Source organism: Pseudomonas sp. 14P_8.1_Bac3 (genome assembly GCF_025466085.1).
Taxonomy (GTDB): Bacteria; Pseudomonadota; Gammaproteobacteria; order Pseudomonadales; family Pseudomonadaceae; genus Aquipseudomonas.
In genome coordinates, this window is the sequence record NZ_JANLOD010000078.1 from 234546 (window position 1) to 252579 (window position 18034).

Here is an 18034-nt window from a genome sequence, read left to right on the forward strand (position 1 = left end):
TGGGCTGGCGTGTTGCCAGCAGGCTTGCCCTGGGTTGTCTACACTGGTTTCCACCAAAGGAGGTAGCGCTCGGCAGTGCGCCGGCAAAGGAGTGCGCGATGTTTCCCCACTGGCAGTTTCGCGGCCCGTCCCGGCAACGGGGGGCGATCGGTTTGATGGCGGCGCTGACCCTGGCCCTGGCGCTGGGTTTCACCGTGCTGGTGATCGACAGTGGCCGGCTGTACCTGGAACAACGCAAATTGCAGCGGGTGGCCGACACTGCGGCACTCGAGGCCGTGACCCGCAACGGTAACTGCCTGCCCGGTCTCAGCGCCTCCACCTATGCAACGCAAAGTGCGGTGCGTAACGGTTTTACCGTCAACGCCGACGGCACGCTGGCGATCAGTTGCGGCACTTTGCAGACCGGCGCGGACAATCGCCGAGCGTTCACCGCCGACGCCACCAAATCCTCCGCCATACGCGTCATCGCTTCGCACACCGTCCCCACCAGTGTGGCGGCCGGCATCGGCGCATTGCTGTCCGGCGCGCCGGCCAGCCTGACCACCCGGCTCAGTGCTACCGCCGTGGCGGCAAGCCCGCTGCCGCCGCTGGCGCAATTGAGCATTCGCAGTACGCTGGCCGATGTCAATTTGCTGAACCCACTGTTCAGCTCGCTATTGGGCAGCTCGGTGAACCTGACCCTGGCGAGCTGGAATGCGCTGGCCGGGGCGAACATCAACCTGCTCAGCTACATGGATCAGCTGGCGATCGACCTGGGCGTCACGGCGGGCGACTACAACGCACTGCTGCAGGCTGATGCGACGGTCGGAAAGCTGATCAAGGCTGCCGCCAAGGTGGCTCAACTCAACGGTTCAACGGCCGACGTGGTGACAGGTCTCAATTCGTTGGTCACCGCCGCCGTCAGTCCGGTGACGTTGCATCTGGGCGATCTGCTAAAGCTGCAGACGGGCGGGTCGTCAGCCGGTCTGGAGGCTGATCTGAATGCGCTGCAACTGGTTCAAGCATTCGTTCAGCTCGGTAACAGCAAGAATGCGTTGGCGGCGACGTTGCCGGTCAATCTACTTGGCCTGGGCCTCGGGGCGACCGCCTCGATCAAGGTGATCGAACCGCCGCAGTTTTCAGTGGTGGGTAACCCCGCGTTGGCGAAACTCGACCCTCTGGGCGCCAACCGCATCTACGTGCGCACGGCGCAGGTCCGCGTGTTGGTCACCCTGGACTTATCGCTGGTCACCAATGTGATTGGTCTCGTGACCGGCACGTTGTCGGTGGTCACCGGGTTGTTGGGCCTCGACCTGCAGGTCTTGCCGAGCCCGAACCTGGACGTCAGCCTCGAAGCGGGCGGTGGCAACAGTTACGTCACTGACTATTCCTGTGTCAGCGACACCAACACCAGCCTGGTTGCCAGTGCGACAACCTCGCTCGCCACCTTGCGTGTCGGCAAGCTCAATTCCAACTGGGCCTCGTCGAGCGCGCCGCTGACCGTCACCCCGATCACCTTGCTCGACATCGGGCAAAAACCGTGTGGCAGTTGCGCGCGCATTCCGTTCGCTGGAGGCGGCGCGGACCTGATGATCAACAGCCCGGCCTTGCAAACCACCGCCAGTCACACGTTTATCAACCCGGCAAAAGTCGGGATGCCGCCGGTTTCGCCGTACACCCTGACGGCGAGCAATGCGATTGCCGGGCTGTCCCAGGCGGTCAACGGCATTCAACTGACGGTCCACGCACCGACATTCAATCCGGGCGCCTTGCTGCAGGTTGTTTTCAATACGCTGGTGGGACTGGTGAACGGGGTGCTGACGCTGCTGGTCAACACGTTGAGTGGCATTCTCAGTCCTTTGCTGGACAACCTGCTCAACAACGTTCTGCTCACCTTGGGGATCGATGTCGGGAAAATCCAGGTCGATGCGAACCTCACCTGCGGCCAAAAAGGCAAGGCCTACCTGGTGATCTAAGTCTCCAGGTAAATCGGCAGCTCAACACAAAACCGCGCACCCTCCACCGAGTTGTTCACGCTGAGGGTTCCGCCCATGTTTTCGATGATGCCGTAGCTCACCGACAACCCCAGCCCGGTGCCTACGCCCACCGGTTTGGTGGTGAAGAACGGTTCGAAAATCCGCTCCAGCAACCGCGGGTCGATGCCGCCGCCATTGTCCTCGACCCACAGGCGTACCGAGCGTTCATCCCGTTCGACATGCACTGAAATCCATGGGTTGAAATCGCGATTGGCTTCGCGTTTGCTGAGCAGCGCGTCCCGGGCGTTGACCATCAGGTTGATCAGTACCTGTTCCAGCTGATCGACATAACCGCGCACCTGCACCGTACACCCCGTCTCGCTGACCCGCAGTTCGACGCCTTTGCCGCGCATGCCTTCGGCCAGCAGCGACAGCGTGCCCTCGATGGCGTCGGCCGGGTTGAACGGATGCTGCTCGATCTCCGAGCGGCGGCCGAACACCCGCATGTGATCCACCACCCGCGCCGCCCGCTGAACCTGGGCATCGATACGGTTCAACTTGTCGGTGAGGTAATCGATCTGCACATCGCCGTTGCTCAAACGCTTGAGCACATTGACGATGGCCATGCGCATCACGTTCAGCGGCTGATTGATCTCGTGGGCCAGGCCCGTGGCCATTTCGCCGAGGGTGGCCATTTTCGCGCTCTGGGCCAGCTGCAACTGGGAGCGCCGAACCTCGGTGTTGTCGCGACCGACAGCCTGGATTTCCAGCAAACGACCCTGCTCATCGAACACCCCGCGATCCGACCAGACCCACCAGGCGTGCTCCCGTCCCGGCAGTTGCAGGTTGATTTCCGCCGTGCTGACCGGAAGCTCCGGGCTCAGTCGGCTCAGGCGCTCGAGGAACGTTTCGCGCTGTTCCTGCGACATCCACTCCCCCAGATTGACCCCCGGCAATTGTTCGGGCTGGCACTCCAGGTAGGTCGCCAGTGGCCGGTTACCGAAGGTCAGGATCAGGTCCGGACGGTAGCGGCAGATCATCGCTGGCGAATCCTCGACCAGAATCCGATAGCGTTCTTCGCTCTGTTTGACCTGCTCGGCGGCCAGGGTCGCCTCGGTGACGTCGAGCCACAGGCCGACCGCTTCGACCGGCAGGCCAAGGTCATCACGCAGCAGTTTGGCTTCGTCGAGCAGCCAGTGGTAATCGCCGCGATGGTCACGCAGCCGATAACGCGCGCTCACCGAGCCTTCGCGCAGCAGTTGCCGGGTTCGCTCGAAATAGCGGTCACGGTCCTCGGGATGAACCCGTTCCACCAGCGCGACCGCGGCGCAATCGGCGAGTGACCAACCCAACAGCGGCAACAGGCTGTCACTGAAAAAAGTCGGTTGCAGGCTGCCTTCGACATAGCGCTGCACGTAAATCACTGCCGGTGAACTGGCGATCAGATTGTCCAGGCGCGCATGGGCCGCTGCGGCGCTTTGCTCCTGGTTCTTGATGTCGCTGATATCGAGCATGAAACCCACCAGCCGGCGGTTTCTGCCGATGCCCAGGGCCTGGCCCTGGACGCGATACCAGACCGGCGCGTCGCCGTGATGCCGGCGCACGCAGAGCAACAAAGGCGTGCCGTCATCCTGCAAGTCGCGCAGGCGACTGCGCAGCTCTTCGCGGTCGGCGGGGTGGATCTGTTCGAGCCAGTCGTGCACCGGCAGGCGCGTGTCGGCCAGGTTCAGAGTGCTGGCCAGTGAAGGCGCGATTTGCACCTCGGCCGTGTCGCCGAAGAACTCCCACCAGCCGGTGCCGAGCAAGGCCTGCAGCGATTCCAGGCGTTCAAGTTGCAGATGATGCCGATGCTCGCGCAGGCGCTCCAGCAGCGGCCCGGCCAGCGCGGCGGCGAGCTGCAGCCAGTCGCGTTCGCCGACATCGGGTGCCCGTTGTTGCACGGGGTAAAAACCGCAGAGCAACCACGCGACAACGCCTTGGGCGTCTTGATACGGGACTGCAAAACCTTCGGCATTGCCGAAGAAACCGTGCAGGCGCGGGTGCTCGCCGACAATCAGTGGCTGCGGGGCGGAGCCATTCAGGCTGTCGAGCCCGGTGCCCAGACGCTGACCGTTTCGCCACAACTGCGGCGCATCGAAGGCTGCGTAATGCTGATGAATCTGCCAGCCATCTTCCTGTTCATCCAGCAACGCCACAGCGACACAAGGAATCTGGAAACGCTGCGCCAGCTGTTGCAGTTGCTCCGCCAGAACGTCGGGCAGGCGGGCCAGGCTGCACAGGCGCAACTGCTCGCCAATCTGCGTCGCGAGCACCTGGCACTGTTCGCGAGTGCGCGCTTGCCGGCGTTCGTGCAGCAAGTCACCGATGTCCAGCAGCTGCAACAGCCAAGTGTCGGCCAACGGCTGCACCCAGCCGCGCAAGTGCAGCGGTTGCCCGCTCAGGCTGTAGAAATCCAGGTCCAGGCTTTGCCCTTGCCAGTCGCCCGGCGCGCCTTCGACGGCGAGACTGCTATGGGGGACGAGGAAGTCGAGCAAATGCGGTGCTTGCGCGGTGGGCAGCTGCTGGGCCAGGGCATGGCGCAGTGGACCGGTCAGGTGAAGGACTCGGCCTTCGGCATCCAGGTGCATTTGCAGACCGACACCGGGTACGGTGAGCGGACTGGTCGTTTCCTGCGGAGTGGGCGGGTGTCGGTTGAGCAGACGCCCGAAGAGCTTGTCCCCGGAACTCAAAATTGCAGGCTCGAACGGGCGGTGAGGGTCGCTGGCAAATTGGGCACCTGGCCTATCCCGGGCAGATTCAGAAACGGGATGACCTGCCGCAGTTTGCTGGTGGGGTAGTTGATCTCGACCTTTAACAAGCCGCCCGCGTAAGTGGCGGTGGCGTCGGTGGCGACATTGAAATTCAGCGCGGTGGGAATCCAGGCCAGTTGCCGACTCAGCTCGGTGGTGGCCAGGGTCTTTATCGCGGTGTCGTAACCGGGCGTGTTCGGATCCAGTGCCACGCTGCGGCGCACCGCCTCGGCGGTCGACTGGTTGAACGATTGCATCAGCAACAGCGGCAGGCTGTACGTGACGATGCCGTAGAACACGGCGAAAAAGATGACGAACACCAAGGCAAATTCTATGGCGGCGGCGCCTTTTTGCTTGCGGGGGAGGTGAGTTTTCATGAGTGCGTCTACCCTGACCATCACTACGTAATGTCAGCATAGAATCATTCAGCCAAAACGGACGTTTTTTACCGGATGCAGAGCTTTGTCCTACTGATCTGGCTGACGCTATGCGCAGCGCAGGATATTCGAGAGCGGCACATCGCCAATGGCCTGACCCTCGGCGCGGGGGCGTCGGCGCTGGCGTATCTCAGCTGGACCGGCTCCACCTGGCTCGGTGCCGAAGGCGCGCAAGGGGGCTGGGCTTTTCTGCTGGCGCTGGCGTTCACTTTACCCGGCTATGCCTTGCGCCGTTTGGGTGCGGGCGATGTGAAATTAATGACAGCTTTGGCCCTTGCGACGGACGGTGCTCATTTGCTTGGTACGTTTATCGGTGCCGGATTGGCCAGCGTGCTTTGGCAACTTCTCGCGCCAAAACTCTGGCTTTATATGAGTCAAGGACTTAGAGGCTACCTTCGGCATTTATCGCCAGGAACGTCAAACAAGCGGCCATTTGCGCCCTTTGTGTGGGTGGGATTTGTCCTTGCGCTGGTTTGGATCCATTAGTCGCGCGTTCATGTACAGATTTGGAAAGTACGTCTATTTTCAAGCCATGCAGTTGTACAGCCAGTCGCTGTCGGTACAGGAATGGTCAGTCTTTGACCTGGCAAGGAGTGGGGTGTGAACAAAGCTACGTCGGTAAAAATCTTGGTGGTCGATGATCAACCGTTGATCGTTGAGGAGCTTTGCGAATTTCTCGAGAGCAGCGGTTACCGCTGCGTCCCTTGTGAATCCAGCCAACAGGCGATCGAGCGTTTCAGCGAAGACACGGAGATCGGTCTGGTGCTCTGTGATTTGCACATGCCTGGCCTGGACGGGATTCAGCTGGTGCAGGAACTGCAGAGGTTGTCCGGCAAGCATCGCGCTTTCGAGGCGATCATGCTCACCGGCCGCGCTGACAAGCAGGATGTGATCAAGGCGTTGCGTGCCGGAATTGCCGACTACTACCAGAAGCCGATTGATCTGGATGAAATGCTCGAAGGGGTTCAGCGCCAGGAAGTGGCGTTGCAGGAACGGCAGAAAAGCTTGCAGCTGGGGCATTTGAATCAGAAGCTGCAATTTCTCTCGGCGTCGATCGATGACCTGTATCAGGATCTGGACAAGGTTCGGCGCAGTCCGCAGGTGTCGGATGTTTCTGATAGCGATGTCAGTGATCTGGATCGGGTGGAGATTCCGGCAATTTTCAATCAGCTGTCGCCGCGGCAGCTGGATGTGGCGCGGTTGGTGGGCAAAGGGCAGACCAATTATCAGATTGCCTGTGAATTGGGGATTACCGAGAACACGGTGAAGTTGTATGTGTCGCAGGTGTTGCGGTTGACGCACATGCATAACCGGACGCAGTTGGCGCTGGCGTTGTCGCCGAGTAACTCGGGGTTGCGCCAGCGGGTGACGGCTCACTAGGGTTCTCGGTTGCACCGCGATCCAACTGCAAGCCGGCTTGCTGGCGATGGCAGCCTCACACTCCTGCTCTCATGAACGTAGCTAACCCCTTGTGGGAGCGGGCTTGCTCGCGAAGGCGGCCTGTTTGCCGACCTATTTGTCTTGATCGAGTACATATCCATTTCTCCGGTAACGGCCACTGACGGTTTCGCCCTCCGGTATTTATCCGGGGACACTGCGATGACGTGGGCTGTCTGGATGCACGCGTTGGCTGGGCGTTCATCGCGAGCAAGCTCGCTCCTACCGGGGGATCGGGGGTGGATGGGATCTGATTTCACAGATGAACTTCGATCGCTGTGGGAGCGGCCTGCCAGCGATGGCGGTGTCATGGGTGATGTCGTTTATTGACTGGCAGAAACACCGGAACCTTCCCACAGGGTTTTCAGGTTGCCGGTCGGAAGTGGTGGCTCTAGCCTTTGTCCGTCACTGCAAATTCAGTGATCGGGTTTGGTCGCCCGGGTTTAGAATGGCGCACAGTGCCGCGACAGCGGCTTTTTTGTGCTTGCTTATGGCGAGCTGTGCGTGGGAGGGCCTAGGCCCTGCCGGGTTTCCATTCCCTGGTCGACCAACCTGCGTACAGTTCGCCACCCTTCTGCTTGGTCGCAGTCATGGCGAACTCCAAACCTAGAATGGAGCTTCACAATGATCAAACCAACCCCCAATCCCCCAACACCCGAAAACGATTCTCCCCCCGAATCTCGCAGCAACATCCCACCTCACACATCCATCGAAATGTTCACCGTCAACCCCGCTATCGACACCGAATCCTTACTGGCCTACGCCTGCGAATCCCTGGCGTCAGCGAGCGTCCTGGCCTCTGATTTCGCGGTGTTTCTGGACGAGTCGCGACGCCCTATGTTGTTGGGTATCCAGCAGGTCATCATGCTGGCCGAGCTGACCGTGAATCGGGCGCTGGATAACATCGAGCCACCGCCGAGAGCGTAACCGGCAGTCCGCGTCAGGGTTTCGCGAGCGGGCTCGCTCCCACAGTTCTAACGCTTGGGAGCGAGCGCGAAAGCATCCTGGCCGTCGCCCAAAGTCCGGGGCTACCCGCCCGACCCACTGTCCACCTTGCCCCCTTCATCCTGATCGAAAAACTGCGGGATCTCATGCTGATAACTTTTCAGCCAGCGTTGCATGCTCAACTCGCGCTCGGTCGCGGTGGATGTCTGGAGTTTGGTGGACGCCGCCGTATTGCGACTTTGCAATTGCAGCCAACCCTCGGTTTCCTGTTGTTGGGGGGACGACGGCCCGCCGTCGATAGCGTGCGCCGTGACAGGCAGGGTCAGCAGGGCGAGGTAGCAGAGAAGGCTCGGTTTCATCTAAGACGTCCCTTATGGAATGGTCGGTGCGGCGACGGCGGCGACCTGGTCGACGGCAGTCGCGACCGGTTTGCCCGATGCCTTGAGTTTCTCCGCCCGGGCCTGGGCTTCGGTGACCTGAGCGGGGCTGAGGCCGAGGCGGCTGACGAGTTCGGCGGCGCGGCTCCAGTCGTCCTGGTAGATCAGCAACGTGACCAGATTCAACGCGGCCAATTGATCGCTTTGCTTGAGTTCCATGGCGGTCAGGAACTCGAAGCGGGCGTCTTCCACACGATGTTGATTGAGGTACACCACGCCAAGGTCGTTGCGAATTTTTTCGTCGGTGGGCGCCAGTCGTGCGGCTCGCTGCAAGTGGGCTTGTGCCTGGCCGTTGTCGCCCTTCGCTGCAGCGAGCTGGCCCAGCCCGTGTTCGGCTTCGGCGGCGAGGCAACTGCCGAGCAGGCTGCGGTACAACGGTTCGGCTTCGCTGCGGCCCAGCAAGCGATAGACCTTGGCCTTGCGCAGACGCACGTCGGCCAGGTTGTCGGGCAGGCTTTGCAGGTTGGCCAGGCTGGCGTGCAGTTTGCCGTCGTTGGCCATGTCGTCGGCCAGGTTCAGCGACAGCTGTTCATCGGAGCTCAATTTGCCGCAACTGGCGGTGCCGCTCAGGGCGCTCCACGGCGTTTGGCCGTTGCTTGCACAACCGCTCAACAGCAGCAGACTCAAACCGGCAATCATCGCTTTCATCAGCTTCCCTCTAAGAAACAAAGGCACGGGCCAGGGCGGTGAAGCCGGGGCCGGCCAGCACGATCAATAACGCCGGGAAGAGAAACAGCATCATCACGACGGACATTTTCGCGGACATTTTCGAGATGTATTCCTGCAGGCGCGTCAGGCGCCTGTCGTCCAGCAACTGCTTGAGGGCGAGCAAGGATTTCATCGCGCCGCCGCCCTGGTGGAGCAGCTGCTGGAGGATCACGCAGGTGTCGGTGAACTCTTCAACGGCCAGCAAGCGACTGGCCTTGTTCAGCTCCTCGCCCAGTTCCAGACCGGAATCGACACGGGCCAGCACCAGACGCAGTTCGTGAGTCAGCGCCGGCAATATCTGCTGGCCTTCGTGGCTCAGGACACGCAGCGATTGCTCCACGGCCATCCCCGATTCGAACAGGATGCGCAGCAGCGGGATGAAGGTGGAAATCTCGATCGACAGCTGTTTTTGCCGACGCTGGGCGGCGGCGGCGAGCAGGCGTTTGGGCAGCAGGTAACCGATACCGGTGGCGAACGCCGGGCCGATCCAGTGGTTTTCCACATGGGGGAAGAACAGGCCCTGGATCAGCAAGCTCAGCGCCAGCGCGAGCACCGGCGCACCCACCTGGAATGCCGCGAACAGCGAACGCCGCCGCGCGCTGCGCCAGCCCAGGCGGTTGAGCAGGGTCTGCGTTTCATTGTCGAGGTTGACCGAACGCTGACCGATCCGGCTGCTGCCCAGTGCTTGCAGCCAATGACCTACGCGATTGTCACTCAGCGGTTTGCCGTCCAGCCGTTGCGCCACTTGCCGAACCCGCCGCCGCTGTTCCAGCAAAGCGCTAAGCAGCAGAAGCCCGGCCCCCAGGAAGAGCAATGCGCTGATCAGCAGTGGAATTTTCATACGCTGCGCAACATGCGCCAGAGCGCCAGGCTGCCCACCACCTGCAGGCCGAACGCGGTAGCGAGCATCGTTCGCCCCGACGAGTCCTGCCACATGGCGAGCAAGTAGTGCGGGTTGGCCAGCAGAAAGTAGCCGGCCAGGCCAATCGGCAAACAACCCAGCACCCACGCCGTCACCCGGGTTTCACCGGTCATGGCGCTAAGTTGCCGCGCCCCCTGTTCCCGTTCGCGAATCAGCTTGATCAGGTTCTCCAGCAGCTCGCTGGCGTTGCCGCCGTAGCGGTGATTGACCTTCAAACCGAGGGCGAACAGACGCAGCTCGTCTTTCTCGTACAGCTCGGCGAGGTCGGACGCGGCATCCGGCAGGCTGACCCCCAATTGCACGTTGCGCTGCACCCGGCCCATGGCGTCTTTCAGCGGGTCTTCGGCGCTCTCGATCGCACCCAGGACCGCATCGGCCAGGGTCCGCCCGGACTTCAGGCTGCGCACGGTGTGATCAAGCAGCAGCGGCAGTTGTTCGATCATGCGCTTGAGCCGACGTTGGTAGCGCCAACTGACGTAAAGCCTCACGAGCAACGGTGGCATCAGCAGCAACAGCAGCGCGCCGATCCAGCTGCCGATGGCGAACCCGAGCACGATGCCGAACAGCCAGAGTGTCAGCCACAGACCGATGCGCTCGGTGGGCCGCCCGAGACCCGCGCGTAAGAAGGCCCGTTCGAGGCCCGCCCACGACGACTTTTCGACCGTCAGTTGCGGTTGCCCCTGCGTCAGGCGCCCCAGCACCCGATCGTTCCCGGACTGGCGCAGCCCGCGATAGAACAGGCGCACCGACAACCCCAGCAACGCGAGGCAAACAAGGATCAGCAGCACCGGTTTAAGCATGCCCGTGGCCTTCAGTACGCGGAAGGAGAAAGCGCCGAACCTCGGCGCAACTTGTCGCCGGCGGGGTTGACCGCCTCGCGCATAAAACCGAAACCGCTGCGCCGGTCGAGCCGGAACAGCGTGCTGGTGACATAGGTGTCATCGCGGATGCCGACCACCTCTACCACCTCGCTGACGCAACGGCGGCCGTCAGGCATGCGGGTCAACTGGATCACCACGTCCAGCGCCGCGCAGATCATTTGCCGCAGGGTCCGCTCGGCGATGGTGCGACCGGTCAGGCCGACCAGCGTCTCCAGGCGCAACAGCGCATCCTGGGCGTTGTTGGCGTGCACCGTGCTCATCGAACCGTCGTGACCGGTGTTCATCGCGGTGAGCACGTCGAGCACTTCGACGCCACGAATCTCGCCGAGGATGATCCGGTCGGGGCGCATCCGCAGGGCGTTGCGGATCAGATCGCTGGCCTTCACTTCGCCATGGCCTTCGGCGTTTGGTGGACGGGTTTCCAGACGCACGACGTGAGGATGACCGAGTTGCAATTCGGCCACGTCCTCGATGGTGACCAGTCGTTCATGCGGGTTGATCAACTGGCTCAAAATGTTCAGCAGCGTGGTCTTGCCAGTGCCGGTGCCGCCGCTGATCAGGATGTTGCAGCGCTTGCTCACGGCTTCCTGGATGAAATCGAAGATCGCCTGATCGATGGTTTGCATCGCCATCAGGTCGGTGCTCTTGAGCATGTCCTTGCGGAATTTACGGATCGACAGGCACGGGCCGTCGAGGGCTATCGGCGGGATGATCGCGTTGACCCGGCTGCCATCCGGCAGGCGCGCATCGACCATCGGCGATGACTCATCAAGGCGCCGGCCCAGCGGCGCGAGGATCCGCTGCATCACGCGTTCGACGTGATGGGCGTCGATAAACCGCAGGTCACTCTGATGCAGCACGCCGTCACGCTCGATGAACACCCGGTGCGGGCCGTTGACCAGAATCTCGGTCACCGCCGGGTCGCGCAGCAGCACTTCCAGTGGACCGAAACCGGTGAGCTCGTCGACGATTTCTTCGGCCAGGCGCTCCATCTCGTAACGGGAAATCGCCAGGTGCAAACGGGCGATGTATTCAGCGACCTTGTCGATCACGAACTGCGACAGCACTTGCCGCGACCCTTCCAGCAGGTTTTTCCCGGACTCTTCGATGGCGTCGATGATGTAGCGGTGCAGCACCAGTTTCAGGCCTTCGTGGTCCGAGTTGCCAGAGGTGGTACGCACCGGCGCGCCGAACAGTTTTTCACCGTTCATTGCGCGCCCCTCAATCGGTCAAACCAGCCGGTCCTGGGTTTGGCCAGGCCTTCGGAGCGTTTGGCCAGGCGTTCACCGAGGCTGCGCAAGCTTTGGGTGAGGCCTTCCCGGGGGGCCAGTTCGAACAGGGTGATGCCTTGGTTTTTCGCATTGAGGCGCACTTCCGGGCTGTAGGCGAGGGTGGCGATGACCTCCATGCCGAAGGTTTTGCCCAGGGTTTCCGAGTCCGGCGCGACATTGCGCAGGTAGCGGTCCACGAGCAGTTTGGCGTGATCGAGTTTCATGGCTTTTTCGCGCCAGAAGTTGAGCACTGCCAGGTTGCGTCGGCAGTCGAGCACGTTCTGATCGGTGTACCAGAGCAACTTGTCGCAATGGCTGACGAAGGTGCGCAAGGCCTCGCTGTCGGGCTGACCGGTGAGGTTCACGACGATGTGCTGGAAGTGCTGGCGCAGCGCGCTGAGCAGCATGTACAGCTCGGCGGCGCTGGTCTGTTCCAGCGGTTCATCGTTGCTGGCGTAAGCGAGAATGCGCAGCCCGGCCGCGCACACGGTAAACGCGCTATCGATCAGCGTCGCATCGAGGCGCCGCAAGTGGCGCAAGGCATCGCCGAAGTGAAACGAACTTTCCAGCCCGAGCAAGGCCAGGCTGTCGCCGCGGGGCAGGCCCAGGTCGAGCAGCAAGGTCTGCTGCCCGCTCTTCTGCACCACTTGCGCCATGTGCGTGGCCAGCAGCGCGCCGTCGGCATTGCTCTGCACGCCGTAAAGCACGGTCAGACCGCCGAGCTGCGTATTCGGCGCCACCGGCGGCAGGCGTTTGCTCAACCGGCGCACCAGGCCGGCGACTTCGCTGGAGCGCGAGCCATAGGCGACGAAATCCCGGGCGCCGGCGCGCATGGCGTTGAGCACTAACTGGTTGTCCATGCCGTCGCCCAGCGCGACGATGGCGAGCATCGGTTTGGCTTCGAGGGCGCCTTCGATCAATGCGCTTTGACTCACCACGTGTTCACGGTCGAGGCCGACGAACACCAGGCTGGCGAAGGTGACGTCCACCAGCGCCAGCAATTCATCAAGGCTGCCGCCACCGGCGCTGACCACCTGGCCCAACGGCGCGAGGGCGCCTTGCAGCCACTCCAGGTCAGTGTTGTTGCGCGTGATCGCGAGGAAGGTCTGACTCAGGTTCTGACTCTGGCTCATTGCGATAACCCGCTGCGTTTATCGAAATCGCCGTTTTCAAGGAAGTACAGGCGATACCAGTTCGGGTCGTAGTTGCGCAGTTTTTCACCGGGCAACGACGGCAGTTGCGCGTTGGCGGCCAGCGGCTGGACCAGATGCGGCGTGACGATCATCAGCAGCTCGCGCTCTTCGCGGTTGACGGACGAGTTGCGGAAGAACGCGCCGAGAATCGGGATGTCGCCCAGCCCTGGAAACTTGCTGACTTGCGAGGCGTTCTGGGTGCTGATCAAACCGCTGATGACGAAGCTTTCGCCATCGGCCAGGGAGATGCTGGTGTCGGTGCGGCGGATGGTGAACGCCGGCACGGTGGTGCCGCCGATGGTCACGCCATTGTTGTAATCCAGCTCGCTGACTTCCGGTGCCACTTTGAGAGCGATGCGGTCGTGGCTGACCACGGTCGGCGTCAGAGTCAGGCGGATGCCGAATTCCTTGTATTCGATGGAGTAGCTGTTGCTGTTGGCGCTGGGCACCGGGATCGGGATTTCACCGCCCGCGAGGAAACTTGCGCTCTGCCCGCTGAGGGCCACCAGGCTCGGCCGCGCCAGGGTGTAGGCGAAGCCGCTGCCTTCCAGCGCATTGACGATGCCGAGGAAATTGCCGCCGCCAAAGACGATGTTGAAGCTGTCGTTGAGCAGGGGGATGCTCGGCACGGCGATGCGCGGGTCGATGTTGAACAGCGGCAACACGCCCGGCGTGACCGCCGTGTTGGGCACCGTGCCGGGAGAGCCAAACAGGAAGTTGTTCGAACCCTTGCCGTAGATCGAGGTGCTGGCTTCCTTGAGTTTGGTCCGGCTGACTTCGACGAAGCGGATGTCGGTCTGCACTTGCGACGGCAGTAGCGAATCGTCCGACGGCAGGCGCGTGGAACTGGTCATCGCCGCCGTCGCCCGGCCCTGCACGAACACCATGCTCTGGCGCGGTGCGCTGGCGCAGGCGGTCCAGACCATCAGGCTGGTAGCCCCGGGCGCCATGCCGGTGAGCAGCAGCGCCTGATTGCCGTTGACCCGCACGTCAGCGACTTTCGGATCGCCCACGGCCACCCGGGTGATCGCCACGGGTGACTGCAGTTCCTGCTGCAGTCCTTCACCGACCTCCAGCGTCGCCGGTAACGGCCCGAGTGCGCTGCAATTGCCGACGGCGGCGACCGTCGCCGTGAGTGGCAGCCCGCTCAACAATGAGACCCAGAACAGGCCTTGGAACAGGGGCATGGAACGTCTGCGCATTGAATGCGTCCTTGCTCGACTCAGGGAGTTTGTTGTGTGATTTCGTTGCCGCGGATGATTTCCACATTCGACTTGCGCGGCGCCGCGCCTCCACCGGTGCCGACCGGTTTGGGTGGCGCCGTCATGGCCAACTGGTTGAACTGGATCAATTCGCGATTGGCACTGGCGAGGTTGGCCGATGAATCGGCTTCACCAGCCCAGTAGCGAGCCAAGCGTTTCTCGTCGGCGCTGCGCACGGCCAGGCGCAACACCCCGGCCTGGGTCGCGAGCATCAGGCGACTCAAGAGCGCTTCGGGTACTGCGAGCAATACGGTCCGGGCGCTGGCGCGGGATTGGTCCTGCTTGAGTTTTTCATCGTTGCTGTGCGCCGGGCTGGCGGGCTGACCGTCGTTGGTCAGGCCCAACTGTTCGCCCACGCCGAGTACCCGCAAGGCCGGGACCACCAACTGCGCCGACGACTGCGGGGTGTTGGCATCCATGCGCAGAAACAACAGCACATCGACATAGTCGCCCGGCGTCAGTTGCCCTCCGGCGTTGATCACTTCATCCACCGCCACGGCGAGGGCGCGTTCGTCGGGGCGGATCATCCGCGCGAGTTTGCTGCCGGCCTCGAAGCTTTCATCGTTGAGCCAACTGCCGGCGGAAAGCGCGCGCCAGGGCGTGCGTCCCACGGCCTGATCGACACGGGTGAGGCTGCCGGCCGGGACGATGGCGAGTTTTTCCAGGGTGACGTCGGCGGCCGTGATCTGTTCAAACGGCGCGATGTCCCGCCGCAACACCACCACCGGATGACGGGTGGGGTCCTCGACCGGCGCAGCTGTGGGGGCGGTCGTTACGGAGGTGACGCTGACTGGCGCGACAGGTTCGGCCACCGGCTGGCGGCTCAAGGTGAGGCCCCAGTAACCGGCAATGAGGGCGCCTACCAGAAACAGACCGGCAAGGCCCAGGGTGACACGACTGTTCATGACGGCTCTCCCTTTCCCGCTGCGTAAACAACCCCGTCGTACCGACGAGACAACTCATCCATCAGGCAGCTATGAACATCGAACTATTTCGCTATTTGACGGTAGCGCAGCTAGAGCGAAACGCCATTACTGCCACCGAAAATAACTGGCTCAACCCGCAGTAGAGCGCAGTTTTTTGGCGTCAACGAAAGGCCTAATACTTTAGTGATAATTCTTTTTTACAGTTGTTGGCATGAGGAATGACGGCAATGCTGGTGCTGGCATAGAGGAATCATGTTGCGGTCGTGCAACACCCGTCGTCGCCAAGGAGAAATGCCATGTCCTTTACCGAGGTTGTTCAGAAGATCAAATCCGAAGTCGTTTTTTATATCGATCTGGCGAAAGACACCGAAGGTGCGTCGGGTATCGAGTACGCGATTATCGCGGGGATGGCAGCGGTTGCCCTGGCAGCGTTCATGACGCCAATTTCGGGGGCGATCACCACGATTTTCACTACGATCAAAGGTGCACTGGTTCCCACTTCTTGATCGATGCCGTTTGCCAACTTGCCTGAGTGGTTCTAACGTCAGCGCTTAGTCCATTGCAGGAAATCCCTATGAACGCTCCCGCACTCCCACGCCAACAGCTGCTTCTGGTCGACGACGAAGAGGACGCATTGCTTGAGTTGGCGGAGTTGCTGGAGGGCGAGGGTTTTCATTGCCTGACCGCCACCTCGGTGAAAGCCGCCCTGCAGCACCTGACCCGCCACCCCGATATCGCCCTGGTGATCACTGATCTGCGCATGCCGGAGGAAAGCGGCATGTCGCTGATCAAACGCCTGCGTGAACACACGTCCCGGCAACATTTGCCGGTGATCGTGACCTCGGGGCATGCGGACATGGAGGACGTCAGCGACATGCTGCGTCTGCAGGTACTGGATCTTTTTCGCAAACCGATCTATCACGTCCGGTTGCTGGAAACGCTGAACAACCTGTTCCCGCAGCCGCGGCTGAATAGGGTGGGCGGATAAGGGTACGCGCCCGAGTGCAGGAGTGATGATGCTCCGGGAGGCGTGCCGACGATGGTCGTCAACGATAACGCTGGCGGTCTGAATGTCCGTGCTGCCCAGCCATTCATCGCGAGCGTGCTCGCTCCTACAAGGACCCCGCCAGCCACTGTCGACCTCTCTACAACTGGTAGCTGAAACTGATGCTGTACCTCGGTTTGCGGTTGAACGTGTCCAGTGCTTCATCCGACATCGGCTTGGCCGCTTCCAGCGCGATGTTGTAGTACTTCGCATCGCCAAAGCGCAGCCCGACCGCCGCCGAGGACAGGTTGTTGCCCTTCACCGGCAACTCGTTGAACCAGGTCCTGGAGCGGTCCAGCACCACGTACGGTTGCAGGATCCTGACCCAGTTCCCGGCACGGTTGAAGCTGTAGTTCAGCTCATACGCCACGCCCCAGCCCTTGTCGCCCGACGCCTGATCGTCGGGGTAGCCGCGGCCGAAGTTCTGCCCGCCGAACACCGCGCGTTCGCTGTCGGGCAAGGTGTCGTCACTCCAGTACAACGCGGCGGAAATCACCCCCTGCCAATTGTCGAAAAACTTGTCGCTCTGCACCCCTGACAAACGCAGGCGGAAGAAATCCAGGTCGACATCGGTGTTGTTGGTTTTCGCCCCCATGCCGTCGATGCCCTGGTACAGACCGCCACTGAGAATGCGCAGTTGCCGTGCATCGGCCTTGCGCCAGTCGCTTTCGAAGGCGAGTGCGCGCAGGTCGGTGCGTTCCTCGAGGCTCAGCGGGAAACCGACGACCTGATAGCGGGTCTTGTCATTGACCGCATACACCCTTGCACCGGCGCTGAGCAGCTCGTTCGGCGCGGCAATCAGTGGATGGCTGAAGCCGATGGAATAGCGATCGTTTTCCCGGTGCGGTTTGAGCTGGAGGCCGTTGTCCAGTTGCACGTTGGTGCCAGGGTCGGCGCGATACCGCGAGGCAGACAATGCCAGTTGCGTCCCCTCGGCATTGAGGAACTGGTTGTAGTCGAGACGGTAGTAATGCTCGTCGTCATCACCTGGCGGAAACAGGCCGCTGAGGCTCAATTGCTCGCCCATGGAGGTCTGCGCATTGCTGCTGAAACCGAGCAAGGCCTGGGTGCCGTTGCGGTTGTCCTCGGTGGCGCTGAGGCTGCTGGTGAAAGGCTTGCGGCTGGCCTGGGCGATGAGGATCGACGCGCCGTCGGTGGTACCCGGTGGCGGCACTTGCGCCTGCAATGTCACGCCGGGGATGCGGCTCATCAGCGTGGTGTAGCGTTCGAAAGTCTTGCGCGTCAACGGGCGTTCGGCCTGGAGCTTGGCCACCAGTTTATCGAGCAGGCCTTTGACCCGTCCGACGTCGCCTTGCAACTGGTAATCCTTGATGTAGCCCTCGACCAGCACCACGCGCACCGCGCCCTTGTCGAAAGTCTGTTGCGGCAGGAAGGCGTAAGACAGCAGGTAGCCATCCTGCTGATAGCGACGGGTGATGCTGCGGGTGGCTTCGATCAGTTCGGCGAGGTTGCTTTCGCGACCCAGCAGCGGTTGGTAGAGCGCGGCCAATTCGTTCAGCGGGTAAATTGTCCCGCCTTCGATCTGCACGGTTTTGACGGTGACCTTGGTGCCCATCATGAGTGGCTGGGCCTCGGCGGCACCCGGTTCGGGCACCTGCAACGGTGCGGCGGTCGGGCGGTAAGCGTCGGCGGGCAGGTTGGGCACGGGCAGGTTGCGGATCGTGTCGTTACTGTTGAGGAAGCTGGGAAGGGTGTCTGCCAGGGTGCAGGAACTGACGGTAAGCAACAGCAGGGACGCCATGACGCGCATAGGACACTCCATGTTCAATTCGCTACTTCGCGTGGACTTACATGTCCAAAGAAAA

17 protein-coding genes are annotated in these 18034 nt (G+C 61.9%); 6 read left to right on the top strand and 11 right to left on the bottom strand.

The window, feature by feature from the left end:
* Window positions 1-98: 98 nt before the first annotated feature.
* Complete coding sequence (locus NTD84_RS29610) at window positions 99-1955, top strand: pilus assembly protein TadG-related protein (RefSeq protein ID WP_262172599.1); 1857 nt, start codon at window positions 99-101, stop codon at window positions 1953-1955.
* Here NTD84_RS29610 and NTD84_RS29615 read toward each other — a convergent pair.
* Both NTD84_RS29615 and NTD84_RS29620 read right to left on the bottom strand, forming a co-directional pair.
* Window positions 1952-4684, bottom strand: a complete 2733-nt coding sequence (locus tag NTD84_RS29615) for an ATP-binding protein (RefSeq protein ID WP_262172600.1) — start codon at window positions 4682-4684, stop codon at window positions 1952-1954. The genes NTD84_RS29610 and NTD84_RS29615 overlap by 4 nt on opposite strands.
* Window positions 4681-5121, bottom strand: coding sequence for a TadE/TadG family type IV pilus assembly protein (locus NTD84_RS29620; RefSeq protein WP_262172601.1), 441 nt, complete (start codon window positions 5119-5121; stop codon window positions 4681-4683). Before NTD84_RS29620 ends, NTD84_RS29615 begins: the two co-directional genes overlap by 4 nt.
* A gap of 75 nt (window positions 5122-5196) precedes the next feature.
* Here NTD84_RS29620 and NTD84_RS29625 point away from each other — a divergent pair, with 75 nt between their 5' ends.
* The 3 genes from NTD84_RS29625 to NTD84_RS29635 all read left to right on the top strand — a co-directional run bounded on the left by NTD84_RS29625 (window position 5197) and on the right by NTD84_RS29635 (window position 7545).
* Window positions 5197-5667, top strand: a complete 471-nt coding sequence (locus NTD84_RS29625) for a prepilin peptidase (RefSeq protein WP_262172602.1) — start codon at window positions 5197-5199, stop codon at window positions 5665-5667.
* Window positions 5668-5781: 114 nt separating this feature from the next.
* Window positions 5782-6561 (top strand): response regulator transcription factor, encoded by a 780-nt coding sequence (locus NTD84_RS29630; RefSeq protein WP_262172603.1) that lies wholly within the window; start codon window positions 5782-5784, stop codon window positions 6559-6561.
* 681 nt (window positions 6562-7242) lie between these two features.
* Window positions 7243-7545 (top strand): DUF6124 family protein, encoded by a 303-nt coding sequence (locus NTD84_RS29635; RefSeq protein WP_262172604.1) that lies wholly within the window; start codon window positions 7243-7245, stop codon window positions 7543-7545.
* A gap of 101 nt (window positions 7546-7646) precedes the next feature.
* Here the strand turns inward: NTD84_RS29635 and NTD84_RS29640 are convergent, their stop codons facing one another.
* From NTD84_RS29640 to cpaB, 8 genes are read right to left on the bottom strand one after another with little or no spacing between them, the layout of a single operon-like run.
* On the bottom strand, window positions 7647-7922 hold the full coding sequence (locus tag NTD84_RS29640) for a DUF3613 domain-containing protein (RefSeq protein WP_262172605.1): 276 nt from the start codon (window positions 7920-7922) through the stop codon (window positions 7647-7649).
* Window positions 7923-7934: 12 nt separating this feature from the next.
* The gene (locus NTD84_RS29645) at window positions 7935-8648 is read right to left on the bottom strand and encodes a tetratricopeptide repeat protein (RefSeq protein WP_262172606.1); all 714 of its coding nucleotides are present in this window, start codon (window positions 8646-8648) and stop codon (window positions 7935-7937) included.
* Window positions 8649-8658: 10 nt separating this feature from the next.
* Window positions 8659-9549 carry a type II secretion system F family protein gene (locus NTD84_RS29650; RefSeq protein ID WP_262172607.1) on the bottom strand — a complete coding sequence of 297 codons (891 nt, stop codon included), beginning with the start codon at window positions 9547-9549 and terminating at the stop codon, window positions 8659-8661.
* Entirely contained in the window at window positions 9546-10430 is an 885-nt protein-coding gene (locus tag NTD84_RS29655) for a type II secretion system F family protein (protein ID WP_262172608.1), read from the bottom strand. The genes NTD84_RS29650 and NTD84_RS29655 overlap by 4 nt, the downstream gene beginning before the upstream one ends.
* 11 nt (window positions 10431-10441) lie before the next feature.
* Window positions 10442-11722 carry a CpaF family protein gene (locus NTD84_RS29660; RefSeq protein WP_262172609.1) on the bottom strand — a complete coding sequence of 427 codons (1281 nt, stop codon included), beginning with the start codon at window positions 11720-11722 and terminating at the stop codon, window positions 10442-10444.
* Window positions 11719-12915 (bottom strand): CpaE family protein, encoded by a 1197-nt coding sequence (locus tag NTD84_RS29665; RefSeq protein ID WP_262172610.1) that lies wholly within the window; start codon window positions 12913-12915, stop codon window positions 11719-11721. Before NTD84_RS29665 ends, NTD84_RS29660 begins: the two co-directional genes overlap by 4 nt.
* Window positions 12912-14177, bottom strand: coding sequence for a type II and III secretion system protein family protein (locus NTD84_RS29670; RefSeq protein WP_262172613.1), 1266 nt, complete (start codon window positions 14175-14177; stop codon window positions 12912-12914). Before NTD84_RS29670 ends, NTD84_RS29665 begins: the two co-directional genes overlap by 4 nt.
* A gap of 20 nt (window positions 14178-14197) precedes the next feature.
* On the bottom strand, window positions 14198-15142 hold the full coding sequence (gene cpaB / locus NTD84_RS29675) for a Flp pilus assembly protein CpaB (RefSeq protein WP_262172615.1): 945 nt from the start codon (window positions 15140-15142) through the stop codon (window positions 14198-14200).
* 317 nt (window positions 15143-15459) lie between these two features.
* Here cpaB and NTD84_RS29680 point away from each other — a divergent pair, with 317 nt between their 5' ends.
* Together NTD84_RS29680 and NTD84_RS29685 are read left to right on the top strand one after the other, a co-directional pair.
* Window positions 15460-15669, top strand: coding sequence for a Flp family type IVb pilin (locus NTD84_RS29680; protein ID WP_262172618.1), 210 nt, complete (start codon window positions 15460-15462; stop codon window positions 15667-15669).
* A gap of 68 nt (window positions 15670-15737) precedes the next feature.
* Window positions 15738-16151: a response regulator gene (locus NTD84_RS29685; RefSeq protein WP_262172619.1), complete on the top strand. Its 414-nt coding sequence runs from the start codon at window positions 15738-15740 to the stop codon at window positions 16149-16151.
* Between the two features lie 157 nt (window positions 16152-16308).
* Here NTD84_RS29685 and NTD84_RS29690 read toward each other — a convergent pair whose 3' ends face one another.
* Window positions 16309-17979, bottom strand: a complete 1671-nt coding sequence (locus NTD84_RS29690; RefSeq protein WP_262172620.1) for a ShlB/FhaC/HecB family hemolysin secretion/activation protein — start codon at window positions 17977-17979, stop codon at window positions 16309-16311.
* Window positions 17980-18034 lie beyond the last annotated feature (55 nt).

Excerpts from the sequence above, each read along its gene's own strand:
- NTD84_RS29610 (WP_262172599.1), top strand. The coding sequence starts at position 99 with ATGTTTCCCCACTGGCAGTTTCGCGGCCCGTCCCGGCAACGGGGGGCG.
- NTD84_RS29620 (WP_262172601.1), bottom strand. The coding sequence starts at position 5,121 with ATGAAAACTCACCTCCCCCGCAAGCAAAAAGGCGCCGCCGCCATAGAA.
- NTD84_RS29625 (WP_262172602.1), top strand. The coding sequence starts at position 5,197 with ATGCAGAGCTTTGTCCTACTGATCTGGCTGACGCTATGCGCAGCGCAG.
- NTD84_RS29635 (WP_262172604.1), top strand. The coding sequence starts at position 7,243 with ATGATCAAACCAACCCCCAATCCCCCAACACCCGAAAACGATTCTCCC.
- NTD84_RS29640 (WP_262172605.1), bottom strand. The coding sequence starts at position 7,922 with ATGAAACCGAGCCTTCTCTGCTACCTCGCCCTGCTGACCCTGCCTGTC.
- NTD84_RS29645 (WP_262172606.1), bottom strand. The coding sequence starts at position 8,648 with ATGAAAGCGATGATTGCCGGTTTGAGTCTGCTGCTGTTGAGCGGTTGT.
- NTD84_RS29650 (WP_262172607.1), bottom strand. The coding sequence starts at position 9,549 with ATGAAAATTCCACTGCTGATCAGCGCATTGCTCTTCCTGGGGGCCGGG.
- NTD84_RS29655 (WP_262172608.1), bottom strand. The coding sequence starts at position 10,430 with ATGCTTAAACCGGTGCTGCTGATCCTTGTTTGCCTCGCGTTGCTGGGG.
- NTD84_RS29660 (WP_262172609.1), bottom strand. The coding sequence starts at position 11,722 with ATGAACGGTGAAAAACTGTTCGGCGCGCCGGTGCGTACCACCTCTGGC.
- NTD84_RS29665 (WP_262172610.1), bottom strand. The coding sequence starts at position 12,915 with ATGAGCCAGAGTCAGAACCTGAGTCAGACCTTCCTCGCGATCACGCGC.
- NTD84_RS29670 (WP_262172613.1), bottom strand. The coding sequence starts at position 14,177 with ATGCGCAGACGTTCCATGCCCCTGTTCCAAGGCCTGTTCTGGGTCTCA.
- cpaB (WP_262172615.1), bottom strand. The coding sequence starts at position 15,142 with ATGAACAGTCGTGTCACCCTGGGCCTTGCCGGTCTGTTTCTGGTAGGC.
- NTD84_RS29680 (WP_262172618.1), top strand. The coding sequence starts at position 15,460 with ATGTCCTTTACCGAGGTTGTTCAGAAGATCAAATCCGAAGTCGTTTTT.
- NTD84_RS29685 (WP_262172619.1), top strand. The coding sequence starts at position 15,738 with ATGAACGCTCCCGCACTCCCACGCCAACAGCTGCTTCTGGTCGACGAC.
- NTD84_RS29690 (WP_262172620.1), bottom strand. The coding sequence starts at position 17,979 with ATGCGCGTCATGGCGTCCCTGCTGTTGCTTACCGTCAGTTCCTGCACC.